We start from the raw sequence: 17,451 nt of genomic DNA on the forward strand, positions 1-17,451 counted from the left end.
TAAAAACTTAATACAAACTATGTTTATTTAATAACTAATTAGGCAATATTTCCTTTTGCTTTTTTAAATAATCGTATTGCAAAACTATCTGATAAACCTGATACATAACTACATATTTGCATGATTCTATCATATAATTGTTCTTTTTCTTGCTGATATTGATCGGGAAGTAAATTTAAAACTAAGGTATCGTAATTTGATGCTACTCCGTTATACTTATTATTTAATGCTGTTACAAAAACATCTAATAAATCAGCAATAATTTTATAACCTGCTACTTCTTTTTCAATAACATCTTTGCTACGATATATTTTAGCTATACTAATTTTAATAATGTCATTAATTTGAGCTTCATATTTACACTTATCTAATAACGATTTATCAAAACTACCATTTAAAATAGCTGTTTCGTTTTCTAAAAAAATGTCGACTGCTTCGTTAATTAATACCCCTATTGCTAAGGCTCTCAGGTAACTTACACGATCTTTTGTATATTTTAAAGAGTGATATTTTTTACTATCAATGGTGTTTTTTACGAGCTTTATCATATACTCTAAGGCATAATCTTCATCGATTAGTCCTAAATTAATTCCATCCTCAAAATCGATAATTGTATAGCAAATATCATCTGCAGCTTCAACTAAATAAGCTAATGGATGACGGTAATATGAAATTCCGTCGCTCTCTTTTTTCTGTAAACCTAAATCATTGGCAACATCTAAAAAAGCAGCTGTTTCTGACTGAAAAAAGCCGTATTTTTTATCAACTATATGTGTTGTTGGTTTTTTAGGCAATGATTCCTTCGGATATTTCATAAATGCTCCTAAGGTTGCATAACTTAAACGCAAACCACCTTCGCTACTGTGATTATTTTCGGTTAAAATCTTAAATCCGTTCGCGTTTCCTTCAAAATCTATTAAATCTTGGTATTCTTTTTCTGTAAGTTGCTCTTTATATTTTAATCCGTTACCGGTTTTAAAATATTCTCCAATAGCTTTTTCTCCTGAATGCCCAAAAGGCGGATTCCCAATATCATGTGTTACGGATGCAGCAGCAACAATAGCTCCAAAATCGTTAAAAGTGTAGCCTAAATTTACTAACTCCGGATGACGTTCTAACAATACTTTACCAACGCGTCTTCCTAACGTTCTACCTACTACTGATACTTCTAAACTGTGTGTTAATCGTGTGTGTACAAAGTCGGTTTTTGATAACGGAATTACCTGTGTTTTATCTTGTAAGCTACGAAAGGCCGATGAAAATATGATTCTATCAAAATCTACTTCAAAGCCTAATCGGGTTTCGTCTTGTAATATGCGTTCACGTTTTTGCGTATCGCCAAAACGTTTTAAAGAAAGGAGTTGTTCCCAATTCATCATCTTCTAAAATTTTTGTCGAAATTACGAAATCTTTACCCTAAACCTAGTTTTTCTTCTACATCATATTCTCTAATAACCTCCTTTTCAAAAGCAACTACCTCTAACCATTCTGTAAAATTTTTTACTTTGTAATGCAAACATCCATCTATATAATAAACTAATGACCATTCATTATCTTTTTTCTCTTCATGAGTTAACCAACACCATGCTCCGCCATTTGAATCTTCGGTCATTAAAGAAAGTAAACTTTCTGTTATAACCTTTTCTTCTTCTAAGTAAACATATTCTTTTAAAGTGTTATGATAATCGTACTCTTTATAAAAGCCTCCATTTTGGATACTATCTATATTTTGTACAAAAACCCAATCGCCTCCATCTCCAAAATATTTCAGAAACAGTTTATATGACTTTGGGAGTTTTAGATTTAACTTCTCTTCAATTATTTTAATTTCTTCATCAATTAATGTTTTTCCAACATTGTCGTGATAATGATAGTTTTCGAGTAATTTAATTATACTTTTAGATATTGGGTGATTGTAATCAGTAGAACTCCTAAATTTACTTAACAAACTCTTTGCTTTGCTCCTAACAGCTTTTTTCTTTTCTATTTTTTCTGAGTCAATTCTGTTATTACTTCTTAAAATAGCAACAGTTGCGGAAAAAATGCCAAGAATTATATAGTATTTTATCTCCATAGATTTCCAAAATTTTATCGAAAATACAAAAAAAGAGAAGCCTTTCGACTTCTCTTTTATCACTTTTAATTTAGTTTTATGGTTTTTAAGAACCACACATTAAGCAATCATCGTCTGGTGCTCCGTTTTTAGAAGCATCTACCATGGCTTTAAATTCAGAAGCACTCATTGGTTTATCATCTTCAATTACTTCTTCTTTCTTCTCAATATTTAATGTAAACTGTTTTGCATTTACTGCCGATTTGGTACGTAAATAATACATTCCTGTTTTTAAACCGCTTTTCCAAGCATAGAAGTGCATTGATGTTAACTTTGCAAAATCAGGGTCTTTCATAAATAAGTTTAACGATTGTGACTGATCGATAAAATACCCTCTATGGCGCGCCATATCAATAATATCTTTCATACTCATTTCCCAAACTGTTTTGTATAAATCTTTTAAGTCTTGCGGAATGCTTTCAATATGTTGGATAGATCCGTTGGCACGCATAATATCTTCTTTCATATTATTGTCCCATAAATTTAACTCAACCAAGTCTTCTAATAAGTGTTTATTTACTACAATAAACTCACCAGATAATACTCTACGTGTATAAATATTAGAGGTATAAGGCTCAAAAGCTTCGTTGTTTCCTAATATTTGAGAAGTTGATGCAGTAGGCATTGGCGCTACTAATAATGAGTTACGAACTCCGTTCTCCATTACCTCTTTACGTAAATTACTCCAGTCCCAACGACCACTTAAATCTTCTTCTTTAATTCCCCACATATTGTGCTGAAATTCTCCTTGTGACATTGGTGAACCTTTAAAGGTAGAATATGGTTCTTTTGCCTTCGCAATTTCCATTGATGAAGTTACCGATGCAAAATATAAAGTTTCAAATATTTCTTGATTTAACTTTTTAGCTTCATCAGATGTAAACGGCATACGCAACATAATAAAAGCATCTGCTAATCCTTGAATTCCTAATCCTACCGGACGGTGACGAACGTTAGAGTTTTCAGCCTCAATAACAGGATAGTAGTTACGATCAATAACAGTATCTAAGTTTCTGATTACTTTTTTAGTTACGTCAAATAATTTATCGTGATCAAAAAACTTGTTCCCATTTTCATCTTCAGCAACAAACATTGGTATTGCTATCGATGCTAAATTACACACTGCCACCTCATCTTCAGCAGTATATTCCATAATTTCTGTACATAAATTTGAAGAACGAATGGTTCCTAAATTTTTCTGATTCGATTTACGGTTAGCAGCATCTTTGTATAACATGTACGGTGTACCTGTTTCTATTTGCGATTCTAATATTTTCTCCCATAAATCACGTGCTTTTATGGTTTTTCTACCTTTTCCGGCAGCTTCGTAACTGGTGTATAAACGCTCAAATTCTTTTCCATGAGTGTCAAATAAATTAGGGCATTCATGCGGGCACATTAACGTCCAATCTGCATCTTGCTGAACACGCTCCATAAATAAATCAGAAATCCACATTGCGTAAAACAAATCACGCGCACGCATTTCTTCTTTACCGTGATTTTTCTTTAAATCTAAAAAGTCATAAATATCAGCATGCCAAGGCTCTAAATACATCGCAAAAGAACCTTTACGTTTTCCTCCTCCTTGATCTACATAACGTGCCGTATCATTAAATACTTTTAACATTGGTACAATTCCGTTTGATGTACCATTAGTACCCGCAATATAACTTCCTGTAGCACGAATGTTATGTAAAGACAAACCAATACCTCCGGCTGATTGTGAAATTTTAGCCGTTTGTTTTAATGTATCGTAAATACCCTCAATACTATCATCCTGCATTTGTAATAAAAAACAAGACGACATTTGTGGTTTTGGTGTACCTGCGTTAAATAATGTTGGCGTAGCATGGGTAAAATATTTTTTACTCATTAACTCGTATGTAGCAATTGCTTCGTCAATATCTTCTTTATGTATACCAATAGATACACGCATTAACATATGTTGTGGGCGCTCTACGATATTACCGTTAAGTTTTAATAAATATGAACGTTCTAAAGTTTTAAATCCAAAATAATCATAATTAAAATCGCGACTATAAATAATAGTAGAATCTAATTTATCAGCATTTTTCATGATGATTTCATACACATCATCAGCTAATAAAGGCGATTTTTTTTCGGTACGAGGATTTACATATTCGTACAAATCAACCATTGTTTCTGAAAACGATTTTTTGGTATCTTTATGTAAGTTAGATACCGCAATTCTGGCTGCTAATTTAGCATAATCAGGGTGTGCAGTTGTCATTGTTGCAGCAACTTCTGCTGCTAGATTATCTAATTCAGATGTTGTTACACCATCATATAAACCTTCAATAACACGCATGGCTACTTTAACTGGATCAACAATATTGTTTAATCCATAGCACATTTTTTTAACCCTTGCGGTAATTTTATCGAACATTACAGGTTCTTTTCTACCGTCTCTTTTCGCTACATACATATTATTATTGGTTTTAATTTGGTTAATAGGGTCACTAAGAACACTATGGTTTTATAGTAACTTAATTTAGTTGTTAAATGTTGTTGTTTCTGTACAGAAACTTAGGGCGCTAAAGCATTACTATGCTTTGGCAAAAATTACCGCATGTAGGGGATTAGCAGTGATGTTTTTTGTCTTTTTAAAAGTCAGCGTCGAAACTAATATCTCCTGTACCACCTGATGATACACCTGCTTTTTGATATTCTGAAACTCTTTTTTCAAAGAAATTTGTTTTACCTTCTAATGAAATCATTTCCATAAAATCGAACGGATTGGTAGCATCATACTCTTTATCACATCCAAATTCTAGTAATAATCTATCAGTTACATATTCTAGGTACTGCGTCATTAATTTAGCATTCATACCTATTAAACTTACTGGTAAAGACTCTGTAATAAACTCTCTTTCAATGTTAAGAGCATCTAAAATAATTTCACGAATACGATCTTTAGGCACTTTATTTACCATGTGATGATTATGTAAATGAACAGCAAAGTCACAATGCATTCCTTCATCACGAGAAATTAATTCGTTCGAAAAAGTTAGTCCTGGTAATAATCCTCTTTTCTTTAACCAGAAGATAGAACAAAATGATCCTGAAAAGAAAATTCCTTCAACGGCTGCAAAAGCAATTAATCGCTCAGCAAAAGAGTCCGATTCAATCCATTTTAAAGCCCAGTCTGCTTTTTTCTTAATTGCCGGAAAAACTTCAATAGCTTTAAATAAGTTATCTTTTTCTTCTTCGTTTTTTACGTAAGTATCTATTAATAAAGAGTAGGTTTCAGAGTGGATATTCTCCATCATTATTTGAAATCCGTAGAAAAATTTTGCCTCAGAATATTGCACTTCATTTACAAAGTTTTCTGCCAAATTTTCATTTACAATACCGTCTGAAGCTGCAAAAAAGGCTAAAATATGTTTAATAAAATAACGTTCATCGTCTGTTAATTTGGTGTTCCAATCATTTAAATCAGAATGTAAGTCAATTTCTTCTGCGGTCCAAAAACAAGCTTGTTGTTTTTTATACCACTCCCATAAATCGTCGTGTTGAATTGGAAATATTACAAATCTATCTTTGTTTTCTTGTAAAATTGGTTCGGTAACAGCCATGCTTATTTTGTGCTAAATTTTGTTCGTTATTTTCTTCTCTTCAGGGAGAAACAAAGATTCAAAAAATTGCTAAAAACTAAAAGCTATACTTATTCACAAATCCCTTGAAGTTGTCAACAAATCATTAAAAAAAGATAAAACTGCGTCATTTTAACAAAAGCACAAACAACTTTAAAACAAGTACTTACAAAGTAAAAATAAGCTTGCGTAGTGATAATCACTGAGTTTCCTATTTTGGTTTTTTTGTATAAAAAAAGTGATGTTTTCACATCACTTTTTAAAATCATTTTTAGGCTTATTTTTCTACCTTTAAAACATCTTTTATAATTTGTTCTATTTGTTGTTTTGGTAATGCACCATTTGCCATTTGTGGTTGCTCATTCATAGGGCAAAACAACATAGATGGTATACTACGAATTCCGAAAGCTGCCGATAATTCTTGTTCAGCTTCAGTATCTATTTTATAAATATCTATTTTTCCTTCATACTCTTCACTTAATTGTTCTAAAACTGGCGCTAAAGATTTACAAGGACCACACCAATCTGCATAAAAATCAATCAAAGCAGGTTTATCTCCTTCAAATTTCCACTCTTTACCTGCTTCAAAATTAAATACTTTTTTTAAAAAAGTTTCTTTTGTTAAATTTTCTGTCATCTTATTATTGTTTTACTACTTTTTATCAGCTATTTTAAAAGTATAAAGGTAGTCGTTTTTATTTCTTAAAAATTACATAAACTTAAACAAGTGTTAAAGTCTTCTTAAAAACAAGAGGCTACTTATTTTTTCTGCTAACTTTGAAAGAATTAACTATTCTTATATCATGAAAAAAATACTGCTTCCAATTATTTGTGCAGGTACTTTATTGGTATCTTGTAACACCGAAAAAAAAGTTAAAAACGACCCTATTTTGAATTACCCTGAAACAGCAAAAAAACCTGTTGTAGATGAATACTTTGGTACCAAAGTAACCGATAATTACCGTTGGTTAGAAGATGATAAAAGTAAAGAAACTGAGGCTTGGGTTAAAGCTGAAAATGAAGTTACTTTTGATTATTTAAGTAAAATACCATACCGCGAACAATTAAAAGATCGATTATCTGAACTATGGAATTACGAAAAAATAGGAACTCCTTTTAAAGAAGGTGAACATACTTACTTTTATAAAAATAACGGATTGCAAAATCAGTATGTGTTATATAGAAAAGATGAAAACGGAAAAGAAGAGGTTTTTTTAGATCCAAATACATTTTCTGAAGATGGTACTACTTCTTTAGGTGCCGTAAATTTTTCAAAAGATGGTAGTATTGTTGCTTATTCAATTTCTGAAGGTGGTAGCGATTGGCGTAAAATTATTGTAATGAATGCCAAAAACAAAGAAATTATTGGCGATACTTTAGTTGACGTAAAATTTTCTGGAATTGCATGGAAAGCAAACGAAGGTTTTTACTACTCTAGTTACGACAAACCTAAAGGAAGTGAACTTTCTGCAAAAACAGATCAACACAAATTATATTATCATAAATTAAATACAAAGCAAAGTAACGATCCTGTTATTTTTGGCGCAACTGCCGAAGAAAAAAACAGATATGTTGGAGGTTCTTTAACCGAAGATGACAACTATTTAATTATTTCAGCCTCAACCTCAACCTCAGGAAACAAGCTGTTTTTAAAAGATTTAACAACACCTAATAGTAAACTAGTAACTATTTTAGATAATTATGATAGTGATACTTACGTAATTGATAATCGTGATGATAAATTATACTTAGTTACAAACCTAAACGCTCCTAATAAAAAAATTGTTACTGTTGATGCTAAAAATCCAACTCCAGAAAACTGGAAAGATTTAATTGCTGAAACTGAAAATGTATTATCTCCATCAACAGGAGCTGGATATTTCTTTGCAGAATATATGGTAGATGCGGTTTCAAAAATTTTACAATATGATTTTGATGGAAAATTAATTCGTGAAGTAAAGTTACCAGGAGTTGGATCTGCTGGTGGTTTTGGAGGAAAAACAACCGCTAAAGAATTGTATTTCTCATTTACCAATTACAATACGCCAAGTTCATCTTATAAATTTAATCCAACCGACGGAACCTACGCTCTTTATTGGAAACCAGCGATATCTTTTAATCCAGATAATTACGAAAGTAAACAGGTTTTTTACACATCAAAAGACGGAACAAAAGTTCCGATGATTATTACTTATAAAAAAGGATTAGAATTAAACGGTAAAAACCCAACAATTTTATATGGTTACGGTGGATTTAATGTTAGCTTAACGCCATCATTTAGTATTGCAAACGCTGTTTGGATGGAACAAGGAGGTGTATATGCCGTACCAAACTTACGTGGTGGTGGTGAATATGGTAAAAAATGGCACGATGCAGGAACACAGTTAAAAAAACAAAATGTATTTGATGATTTTATTGCTGCTGCTGAGTATTTAATCAACCAAAAATATACTTCATCTGATTTCCTTGCCGTACGAGGAGGTTCAAACGGAGGTTTATTAGTAGGTGCAACCATGACACAACGACCAGATTTAATGAAAGTTGCCTTACCAGCCGTTGGTGTTTTAGATATGTTACGCTACCACACCTTTACTGCTGGCGCAGGATGGGCTTACGATTACGGAACTGCAGAACAAAGCAAAGAAATGTTTAATTATTTAAAAGGATATTCACCTGTACATAACGTTAAAAAAGGAGTTTCATATCCAGCAACAATGGTAACCACTGGTGATCATGATGATCGTGTAGTACCAGCACACAGTTTTAAATTTGCAGCAGAATTACAAGACAAACAACAAGGTAAAAGCCCTGTGTTAATTCGTATTGAAACTAATGCAGGTCACGGAGCAGGAACTCCGGTAGCAAAAACTATCGAGCAATATGCTGATATTTTCGGGTTCACATTACATAATATGGGCTTTAAACAATTACCAAATAATCCTAAATCAAAAATTAAAAGTTAAAACTGTAACAATTTTAATTTTTAATACTCTTATACAAGAAAAGAAAAGCTAAAGAAGAAAGAAAACGGTTAAATATCACTTGTAATCAAATTAATCAAATCATACACAATGAAAACCATTCACAAAATGCTGTTTACCACTGCTGTTGCTTCTTTAGCTATTGCCTCGTGTAAAACAGGTCCAAAAACTCAGCAAAGTCCTGAAGAGAAATCTCAAGGAATTATTTTAGAAAACATGGATACTTCTGTAAAACCTACAGATGATTTTTTTAGATACGTAAACGGAAGTTGGTTAGATAAAACCGAAATTCCTGCCGACCGAACTTCTTGGGGAGGTTTTGGTGAATTACGTAAAAAAACAGATGCTGATGTATTAGTTATTTTAAACAAAGCCATTGAAGAAGGTAATTTTCCAAAAGTAAAAGACGCTCAAGGAAACGAAATAGATTCTGATCAAGAAAAAGCAGTAAACTATTACGAAACCATCATGGATACTGTTGCCAGAAACAAACAAGGTATTGAGCCAATCAAACCTTTTTTAGCTAAAATTGATGAAATAAAATCTAAAAAAGATGTAGAAAACTATATTACAAACATGGCACCTTACGGTGGCGGTGGTTTTTATGGTTTTGGGGTGTATAACGATTTAAAAAACAGTAGCCAATACGCAGGTTATATGGGCGCTGGTAGTTTAGGTTTATCGCGTGATTATTACGTAGATACTAAAGTAGCAGACAAGTTAGCTAAGTATCAAGAATTTGTTGCTAAGATGTTAGTTACTTTTGGTGATGATGAAGCTACAGCTAAAAAGAATGCAGAAACTATTGTTGCTTTCGAAAAAAGTTTAGCAACACCAATGATGACCAAAGAAGAGCGCAGAGATACACGTAAAATGTATAACCCTATGACAGTTGCTGAATTAAGCGAATTGGCTCCTGCAATCGACTGGGCAGCACACTTAAAAGGTATTGGAGTTAACGATATCGAAAAAATAATTGTTACCGATCTTGGATACTTTAAAGCATTAAGCGGAATTTTAAACGAGCGTTCTGTTGATGATATTAAATTATTATTACGTTGGAACACCATTAACGGTTCATTAGGAGTATTATCTACCGATTTAGAAACTGCTAACTGGGAATTTTACAGTAAAGAAATGCGTGGTGCAAAGCAACAACGTCCAAGAAACGAGCGTGCTTTAGGTAACTTAAATGGTGCTGTTGGTGAGGCTTTAGGTAAATTATATGTCGAAAAAATGTTTCCACCAGAAGCTAAAGCGAAAGCAAAAGAAATGATCGACAATGTAATGTTAGGTTTCGAAAAGCGTATTGCTGGTTTAGAGTGGATGAGTGAAGAAACTAAAACAAAAGCATTAGAAAAATTACACAAATTAACGGTTAAAATTGCCTATCCTGATGTTTGGAAAGACTATTCTGAATTACAAGTAAAAGGATTAGAAAACGGTGGTTCTTATTTTGATAACGCTAAAAATGTTACCAAATGGAATTACAACAAAAACATGGAAAAACTAGGGAAAGCTGTAGATAGAACAGAATGGGGAATGGCGCCTCAAACTGTAAATGCTTACTTTAATCCTGTAAATAACGAAATCGTATTTCCAGCTGCAATTTTACAACCTCCTTTTTATGATTATAAAGCTGATGAAGCTGTAAATTATGGTGGTATCGGAGCAGTAATTGGTCACGAAATTTCTCATAGTTTTGATGATTCTGGAGCTCGTTTTGACGGTGACGGAAACCTTAAAAACTGGTGGACAGATTCTGATTCTGAAAAATTTGCCGTAATTGGTAAGCAATTAGTAAAACAATACAGCGATATCGTTGCTATTGATAGCATGCACTTAAACGGTGAATTTACTTTAGGTGAAAACATTGGTGATTTAGGTGGTGTACAAGCTGCTTATGAAGGTTTACAAATTTTCTTAGCAAAAAACGGAAGACCTGCTGATATTGACGGATTTACTGCTGAACAACGTTTTTTCCTTTCTTGGGGAACAATTTGGAGAACAAAAATGCGTGATGAAGCTTTAAAAAACTTAATCATGACAAACACCCACGCACCTGGTCAATACAGAGCTTACATGCCTCTTAAAAACGTAGATGCTTTTTACGAAGCGTTCAACGTAAAAGAAGGCGATAAAATGTATCTAAAACCAGAAGAAAGAGTTAGAATCTGGTAGACACAGTGTCTTTTGTAATGATTTTCTTTACGGGTAATTGTACAAACTATATCAAAGAAAACCGATACGAAAGTGTCGGTTTTTTTTTATTCCTGTCACTTCGAGTGATTTTTAAAACACAAAAAAATTGTATCGAGAAGTTGGGCGTTACCACAAGTGGTCGCGCTTTCACTACTCGCTTTTTTTTTCGTTCCTCAAAAAAAGAGCTCAAACAAACCGTTCAATCACTAACGCAACAAACGATAAAAACATATTTTTGCAAGTATGCTACAAGTTAACAACATTTCATTTGCTTATTCTAAAGAAAAAGCAACACTTAAAAATATAAATTTTCAACTTAAAAAAGGAGAACATTTATGTATTATGGGCGAAAGTGGTTGCGGAAAATCTACCTTATTAAAAGCCATTTATGGGTTATTAGATGTAAATAAAGGAAGCTTATTTTGGAATGACATACAAATTTTAGGACCAAAACATCACTTAGTTCCTGGAATGGATTTTTTTAAATACGTTGCGCAAGATTTCGATTTAATGCCTTTTACATCCGTAACTGAAAATATTAAAAAGTTTTTATCTCGTTTTTATCCTCAAGAAGCTGAACGAAGAACTCAAGAATTATTAGAAGTTATAGAAATGACTTCTTTTGCTAACACAAAAGTAAAAAACTTAAGCGGCGGGCAACAACAACGTGTTGCAATTGCTCGTGCATTGGCAAAAGAGCCTGAATTATTATTGTTAGACGAACCTTTTAGTCAAATAGATAACTTTAAAAAAAGTTCGCTTCGTAGAAACTTATTTAGTTATTTAAAAGAAAAAAATATTGCCTGTATTGTAGCCACTCACGATGGTAACGAAGCACTATCATTTGCTGATAAAATGATTGTTATTAGAAACTACCAAATAATAGCAAATGATACCCCTAAAAACCTGTATCAAAATCCGAAATTAAAATATATCGCTTCGTTGTTTGATGATGTGAATGAAGTATTTATCAATAATAAAACAGTTTTATTATACCCACATCAAATAAAAATTATTGAAAAGTCAAAAATAAAAGCTATAGTTGTTAACAATTACTTTAAAGGATATTATTGGCTTATTGAAGTAAATTATAACGGAAAAATTCTATATCTAAACCATACATCAGTATTAGAAACTAAAAAAACAGTTTCTTTGAAATTTAAAGAAACTGTTTTAAATTAATTCAAAATAATTACTCAACTCTTTTAAAATTTTTTAAGACTTTTAAAAAAATACACTTCTATCTTATTAAATAAAAGTGCATTATAAAATTCTTTTTCATTTGAAGGGTGTAGCAAACTTTCCTATTTTACAAACAGCTAACTACTAAATTACCCTACTTTAAAATTAAAAAACGTCTTTTATCACTTGTTTTATATTATTAAATGCAAAACTATCTCCTACCCTTTTTCCTAATAAAATACTCCCTATTGGTGAAGATACAGAAACAGCAAAATAATTTTGATTATTCACCACAAATTGACCTGCACTAATACTTAAAAAAAAAGTAGCGTTAGTGGTTTTAACTACACTTCCTAAATGTGCAATATTTGAACTGTTATCAATTTTTATTTTAGAAAGTATTTCTTTCATTTTTGTAATTCCGGTGAGTTGTTGCCCTGCTTTTTCCATTTCTAACTGTAACATTGCTCTACCAGTTTCATGTTTATCGCCTGCTGAGCTTTTAGTTTCAGATTGTAATGCTTTTTGATTGGATAAAATTATCTCTTCAACCGTTTGCTGTCTTTTATTTACATACGAAATGCATTGAGCGTATAATTCTTCTTTTACTTTCATAATAAATCAGCTAATTCTTTTCCTACCAAACTACCAATCGCAATTCCCATACCACCTAAACGAACTCCGCAAAAAACATTATTTGACAATTGTTTTACAATTGCTTTTTTCTGACTTCCAACACCCATAATTCCACTCCATCTATGTTCAATTTCAAAATTAGTATTGGGTAAAATAGTTGTTTTTAAAATCTTTTCTAATTTATTTTGAATGATTGTTGTTTCTCCAAACTCTAAAGTTTCTTCTGCCTTAAAATCAAGATTTCTTCCACCTCCAAACAAAATTCTATCATCAATATTTCTAAAATAATAATAGCCTTTATCTAAATGAAAAGTTCCTTTAACATGAAGGTTTTTAATTGGTTTTGTAATTAATACTTGTGCTCTTGCTGGTTGTATATTTTCGTTTAATAATTGATTTGCAAACCCGTTAGTTGCAATCAATAATTTATTGGTGGAAAAGCTAATTTTATTGGTTTGTATAGCTACTTTATTCCCAGTTTCTTCGACACTTTTTACGGTAATATTATTTAAAATTTTTATATCACTTTGCTGAATTACCTGAAGTAGATGCGCTACCATTTTACCGGTATCAATTTGCCCTTCAAACTGATTGGTTATATAGTTTTGCTGTATGTTTTTAAATTTAAAAATATTATCATCAACAAAAAAAACATCCGAAGAAAAAAGTGGTTTTAATAATTGGTTAATCTTATTTTTTTCAACCAAGCATTCATCATAAAACTCTTTACCTTCAAATAATTCAAAACCCTTATTTTGTTGAAAATCGATGTTTTTATCACCAAGTGTTTTTCGTAATAGTTGTAGACCTTTCCAACGTTTTTCAACCAAATTATATACCTCTTGTTCGGTATGAGTTTTTAAATCATCAATCAGTTCCGATAAACTACCAAAACACGCAAAACCGGCATTTTTAGTACTTGCTCCTTGAGGCAACATTCCTCTTTCTAAAATTATTATTTTAGCTTTCGGATATTTTTTTCTTAAATTCAATGCACAATTTAAACCTACAATTCCACTACCAATAATGGTAAAATCTACATTTGTAAACCACTCTTTTAACTCCCAATAACTGTAATTCAACATCTTAAAGTCCATATATATTTGTACCTTGGCACACTACTTGAATATTTAAATTTAAACAATAAAAAGTAATATTATGAAGTTATTCGGAATCTTAATTTTGGCTTTAAGCTTTACGCAATGTGCAAGTACAAAGCTAGATACTAATCCTCCTTTTATAATAAAATCAGCAGCATACTCTCATATTACTGGTGGTTTACCAGGCAACAATACCCTTAATTTAATGATTGAATTTACTTCAAATAAGACTATTGATTTTCAAAAAGTATATTTTCAAAATAGAATGATTACCCCTGTAATTGAACAAAAACAAAGTAAAAAATACATTGCTGCTCGTTATAAAACCTCAATAAATAAAGATAGAAAAGATTTGATTTTAAATGCAAATCCTAAAAAAGAATATGGAAATACCCCAAAAACCAAAGAGGAATTTCCTTTTGAATTAAAAGAGAATGAAGCTATAGTTGCTTATAAGGTAGATGAGAAAATTCATTATTATAAAATAGAAAGTATTAAAAAAAATAAAAGAGTTTTTATGCCCACAGTAAAACCTCAAAACTAACAAAAAACACCTCATATGAGGTGTTTTTTATTTTTGGCACGTATTTTGAAATTCAGTAAGTATAACCATAAAACCAATGCTTATGAAACGTGTAAAATTACTCTTATTAACCCTTGTAACAAGTATAACATTAACATCTTGTGTGGTTCAGGATACTGATTTTTCATTAAACGAATATATTTCAAGCTATGATTTATGGTATATCGATTACCACAGAACTACTGGTAATGGTGATGTTTCGTTTTTATCAAAAGCTTTTACAGTTTCTTTTTTAAACGGAACCATGTATGCAAATAACAATATTGTTGATATTGGTAAAACTGGTAACGGATTAGGAATTGCTGTTGGTGATTATGTTCCTCGTGGAACTGTCTTAGAAACTTATCATGATTTAGATGGTAATTATAATTTTGAAGTGGTGCAATTAGCAGATGATGAAATTAGAATTGATGATTTATCACAAAACGTAAGCTACTACTTAATTGGATATCAAAGAAGCAATTTTAATTATGATAAATTATTTTATGACAATATCGAATACTTTTTACAAGAATATGTAGCTTGGGAAAGAACGGCTACTTCTGGCGGAACTCCAAACCTTTTTGATAACGAACATTTTTTACAATTTACACCTGAAAATGATGTAACTTTTTATTCATCACACGATGCTTTTGGCACAAATATTGATTACATAAATTGGGACTACGAAGGTGGTTATCAAATTGATAACATATCAGGTTTTAATAATTTAAAACTTTTAACACTTAATTATGATGGCGGAGATACAGAAGAGTTTGAGTTAAGCGTTATAAATGATGAAAGGATACAATTATTTCACCTAAGTTCTGAAACAACATACACTTTTTCTGGTAGAGAATTTGTACAATATTTAAAAAAAGAAAATAAAAGTATTACAAAATCTACTGTAAGGAATAGCAATAGAAAACGTACTAAAATACAACGTAAAACCGTTGATAGAAAACATTTAAAATAAAGTTTGGTTAGTTGATTTTTGGTTGGGGTAGTAGCCAACTAAAAGAAACCGCTCTAGCAATAGAGCGGTTTTTATGTTTTATAATATATGCTTAACATAAAATATTTTACCTTTATAAAAAACTAAAACATGCAACAAACAGCTTTAATTACGGGAGCTACCTCTGGTATTGGTAAGGCAACTGCTATATTATTTGCTAAAAATAATATCAAGCTTATTATCTGCGGAAGACGTGCCAATAAATTAAGTGAGTTACAACACGAACTTTCTGCCTTAACAAAAGTACATACACTACAATTCGATGTTCGTTATAAAGAACAAGTACAACAAGCCATTGGCAACTTACCTAGTGAATTTAAACACATAGATATTTTAATTAACAATGCAGGTAATGCCCATGGATTAAATAGCATTCAAGAAGGAAGTATTGATGATTGGGATGCCATGATTGATGGAAATGTAAAAGGGCTATTATATGTTTCGAAAGCTATAATTCCGCAAATGGTTAATAGAAATAACGGTTTTATCCTTAACATCGGCTCTATTGCTAGTAAAGAAGTATATCCGAACGGAAATGTGTATTGTGCCTCAAAATTTGCCGTAGATGCTTTAAATAAAGGAATGCGTATTGATTTAAATAAACACAATATTAGAGTATCAGCAATTCATCCTGGATTGGTAGAAACTGAATTTTCAGACGTTCGTTTTAAAGGAGATACCGAGAGAGCAAAAACTGTATATCAAGGCTACAAAGCATTACAACCTGAAGATATTGCTGATATTATTTACTTTGTAATCAGCAGGCCTTACCATGTAAATATTGAAGATTTAGTGGTGTACCCTACTGCACAAGCTACCGCTTCAATAATTAATAAAAACATGTAAATTGTGATTAATAAACGCCTTTTAATTAAAAACTTACTTTCTCATAATGATGAGAATAGTTTTTATGATAAAAAGCAAAAATTATCTTTAAATTCTAAAGAAGGAAAAGCCAAGTTTATAAAACATATTTGTGCGCTTTCAAACTCTAACCCCAATAACAATTCTTATATAGTTATTGGGGTTGAAGATGAAGAAAATAAAATTATGGGAGTTGATTTTTACGACGATAGTAAAATTCAGAATTTGGTAAATGCCTATTTAAAAAATCCTCCTAAAATTGATTATGAAAATGTGCCATTTCCGCGTTTACCAAGACATAAAGTAATTGGCTTAGTTACTATTTATCCGAATAATCAAACAACAGCACTTTTAAAAAACATTTGGAAATATCGTAAAAATACTGTTTTTTTTCGCAGAGGAAGTAATTCAATACCTATTGAAAATGATTTTAAACCTAATAATAAAAATAACACTATTGTTGCAGCTATTGAAAAAAATGCTAGTAATAATATACAATTAACGCTCGATGGAGTTTTTGATTTTATCAACAATCATAAGCCTGAATATAATCCGCAATACAAAGTATTTAAAGAACAATTTGTATTGTGTTGGGCAGGTAAAAAGAAATTGATTAATAATAAAGAGTTTTTTACACGTGTTGATATTGAATTAATAAATGAACAAGTGCGTTTGTTTTTTTCTGCCCTAGATGATGTTCAAATTAGTTATAATGAACAATCATTTATAATAACCGAATATATTGTATTAGGAATCGATAAAAGTCAAAAACGATATCCTTTAGAAAAAACTATAATACATTTTAAAGACAATGGTAAACACGATATTATTACCGAATTTTTATTTAAAGCACCATTATTTGATCCTATAATTTTAAAACATATTTACGATAATAATAATCGTATTATTACTAAAATTGAAAATAACAAACCGCTTTCGGTAATTGATAATGAAGATATTTATAAACTACCTACCTCCTACTTAATTTGTTATTTAAATGGATTTTTAGAAGCTCCAAAACAACTTAAAAAAGCCAAAACCTACATTAAAAATTTAGAAAACAAAACAACTTACATCAAGTATAAAGAAGCAATGCGGGTATTACGAAAAGTGAAATATAATTAACTTAAAAAGCTTCCAAATAAGTAATCTTATTTGAAAGCTTTATTTTTCATAGATAAT

The 17,451-nt window shown here is 31.1% G+C and carries 14 protein-coding genes; 7 read left to right on the forward strand and 7 right to left on the reverse strand.

What is annotated here, in order from left to right:
• Positions 1-38: 38 nt before the first annotated feature.
• The 5 genes from Q4586_RS01510 to trxA form a co-directional block, all read right to left on the reverse strand.
• Positions 39-1,376 (reverse strand): deoxyguanosinetriphosphate triphosphohydrolase, encoded by a 1,338-nt coding sequence (locus Q4586_RS01510; RefSeq protein ID WP_303525977.1) that lies wholly within the window; start codon positions 1,374-1,376, stop codon positions 39-41.
• Between the two features lie 35 nt (positions 1,377-1,411).
• Positions 1,412-2,074, reverse strand: a complete 663-nt coding sequence (locus Q4586_RS01515) for an SMI1/KNR4 family protein (RefSeq protein WP_303525710.1) — start codon at positions 2,072-2,074, stop codon at positions 1,412-1,414.
• Between the two features lie 85 nt (positions 2,075-2,159).
• Positions 2,160-4,559 (reverse strand): ribonucleoside-diphosphate reductase subunit alpha, encoded by a 2,400-nt coding sequence (locus Q4586_RS01520; RefSeq protein WP_303525712.1) that lies wholly within the window; start codon positions 4,557-4,559, stop codon positions 2,160-2,162.
• Between the two features lie 178 nt (positions 4,560-4,737).
• Entirely contained in the window at positions 4,738-5,709 is a 972-nt protein-coding gene (locus Q4586_RS01525) for a ribonucleotide-diphosphate reductase subunit beta (protein WP_068701967.1), read from the reverse strand.
• A 295-nt stretch (positions 5,710-6,004) separates the two neighbouring features.
• Positions 6,005-6,364: a thioredoxin gene (trxA, locus tag Q4586_RS01530; RefSeq protein ID WP_068701970.1), complete on the reverse strand. Its 360-nt coding sequence runs from the start codon at positions 6,362-6,364 to the stop codon at positions 6,005-6,007.
• A 166-nt stretch (positions 6,365-6,530) separates the two neighbouring features.
• Between trxA and Q4586_RS01535 the strand changes: the two genes are divergently transcribed.
• The 3 genes from Q4586_RS01535 to Q4586_RS01545 all read left to right on the forward strand — a co-directional run bounded on the left by Q4586_RS01535 (position 6,531) and on the right by Q4586_RS01545 (position 12,092).
• Positions 6,531-8,690, forward strand: coding sequence for a prolyl oligopeptidase family serine peptidase (locus tag Q4586_RS01535; RefSeq protein ID WP_303525717.1), 2,160 nt, complete (start codon positions 6,531-6,533; stop codon positions 8,688-8,690).
• 108 nt (positions 8,691-8,798) lie between these two features.
• The gene (locus Q4586_RS01540) at positions 8,799-10,889 is read left to right on the forward strand and encodes a M13 family metallopeptidase (RefSeq protein WP_303525719.1); all 2,091 of its coding nucleotides are present in this window, start codon (positions 8,799-8,801) and stop codon (positions 10,887-10,889) included.
• Between the two features lie 264 nt (positions 10,890-11,153).
• A complete protein-coding gene (locus tag Q4586_RS01545; protein ID WP_303525721.1) occupies positions 11,154-12,092 on the forward strand; it encodes an ABC transporter ATP-binding protein in 939 nt (312 codons plus the stop codon).
• 165 nt (positions 12,093-12,257) lie between these two features.
• Here Q4586_RS01545 and Q4586_RS01550 read toward each other — a convergent pair whose 3' ends face one another.
• Together Q4586_RS01550 and Q4586_RS01555 are read right to left on the reverse strand one after the other, a co-directional pair.
• Entirely contained in the window at positions 12,258-12,707 is a 450-nt protein-coding gene (locus Q4586_RS01550; RefSeq protein ID WP_303525723.1) for a 3-oxoacyl-ACP synthase, read from the reverse strand.
• Positions 12,704-13,810 (reverse strand): NAD(P)/FAD-dependent oxidoreductase, encoded by a 1,107-nt coding sequence (locus Q4586_RS01555; protein ID WP_303525979.1) that lies wholly within the window; start codon positions 13,808-13,810, stop codon positions 12,704-12,706. The genes Q4586_RS01550 and Q4586_RS01555 overlap by 4 nt, the downstream gene beginning before the upstream one ends.
• A 76-nt stretch (positions 13,811-13,886) precedes the next feature.
• Here Q4586_RS01555 and Q4586_RS01560 point away from each other — a divergent pair, with 76 nt between their 5' ends.
• The 4 genes from Q4586_RS01560 (at position 13,887) to Q4586_RS01575 (ending at position 17,394) form a co-directional block, all read left to right on the forward strand.
• Positions 13,887-14,372 (forward strand): hypothetical protein, encoded by a 486-nt coding sequence (locus Q4586_RS01560; protein WP_303525725.1) that lies wholly within the window; start codon positions 13,887-13,889, stop codon positions 14,370-14,372.
• Positions 14,373-14,454: 82 nt separating this feature from the next.
• Positions 14,455-15,366 carry a hypothetical protein gene (locus Q4586_RS01565; RefSeq protein WP_303525728.1) on the forward strand — a complete coding sequence of 304 codons (912 nt, stop codon included), beginning with the start codon at positions 14,455-14,457 and terminating at the stop codon, positions 15,364-15,366.
• 129 nt (positions 15,367-15,495) lie between these two features.
• Positions 15,496-16,251 carry an SDR family NAD(P)-dependent oxidoreductase gene (locus Q4586_RS01570; RefSeq protein ID WP_303525731.1) on the forward strand — a complete coding sequence of 252 codons (756 nt, stop codon included), beginning with the start codon at positions 15,496-15,498 and terminating at the stop codon, positions 16,249-16,251.
• A 3-nt stretch (positions 16,252-16,254) separates the two neighbouring features.
• Positions 16,255-17,394: an ATP-binding protein gene (locus Q4586_RS01575; RefSeq protein ID WP_303525733.1), complete on the forward strand. Its 1,140-nt coding sequence runs from the start codon at positions 16,255-16,257 to the stop codon at positions 17,392-17,394.
• The last annotated feature ends 57 nt before the right edge of the window (positions 17,395-17,451 follow it).

This window comes from Tenacibaculum soleae (assembly GCF_030549005.1).
In the GTDB taxonomy this organism is placed as follows: domain Bacteria; phylum Bacteroidota; class Bacteroidia; order Flavobacteriales; family Flavobacteriaceae; genus Polaribacter; species Polaribacter soleae.

Excerpts from the sequence above, each read along its gene's own strand:
- trxA (WP_068701970.1), bottom strand. The coding sequence starts at position 6,364 with ATGACAGAAAATTTAACAAAAGAAACTTTTTTAAAAAAAGTATTTAAT.
- Q4586_RS01535 (WP_303525717.1), top strand. The coding sequence starts at position 6,531 with ATGAAAAAAATACTGCTTCCAATTATTTGTGCAGGTACTTTATTGGTA.
- Q4586_RS01540 (WP_303525719.1), top strand. The coding sequence starts at position 8,799 with ATGAAAACCATTCACAAAATGCTGTTTACCACTGCTGTTGCTTCTTTA.
- Q4586_RS01515 (WP_303525710.1), bottom strand. The coding sequence starts at position 2,074 with ATGGAGATAAAATACTATATAATTCTTGGCATTTTTTCCGCAACTGTT.
- Q4586_RS01510 (WP_303525977.1), bottom strand. The coding sequence starts at position 1,376 with ATGAATTGGGAACAACTCCTTTCTTTAAAACGTTTTGGCGATACGCAA.
- Q4586_RS01570 (WP_303525731.1), top strand. The coding sequence starts at position 15,496 with ATGCAACAAACAGCTTTAATTACGGGAGCTACCTCTGGTATTGGTAAG.
- Q4586_RS01545 (WP_303525721.1), top strand. The coding sequence starts at position 11,154 with ATGCTACAAGTTAACAACATTTCATTTGCTTATTCTAAAGAAAAAGCA.
- Q4586_RS01560 (WP_303525725.1), top strand. The coding sequence starts at position 13,887 with ATGAAGTTATTCGGAATCTTAATTTTGGCTTTAAGCTTTACGCAATGT.
- Q4586_RS01565 (WP_303525728.1), top strand. The coding sequence starts at position 14,455 with ATGAAACGTGTAAAATTACTCTTATTAACCCTTGTAACAAGTATAACA.
- Q4586_RS01525 (WP_068701967.1), bottom strand. The coding sequence starts at position 5,709 with ATGGCTGTTACCGAACCAATTTTACAAGAAAACAAAGATAGATTTGTA.
- Q4586_RS01520 (WP_303525712.1), bottom strand. The coding sequence starts at position 4,559 with ATGTATGTAGCGAAAAGAGACGGTAGAAAAGAACCTGTAATGTTCGAT.
- Q4586_RS01550 (WP_303525723.1), bottom strand. The coding sequence starts at position 12,707 with ATGAAAGTAAAAGAAGAATTATACGCTCAATGCATTTCGTATGTAAAT.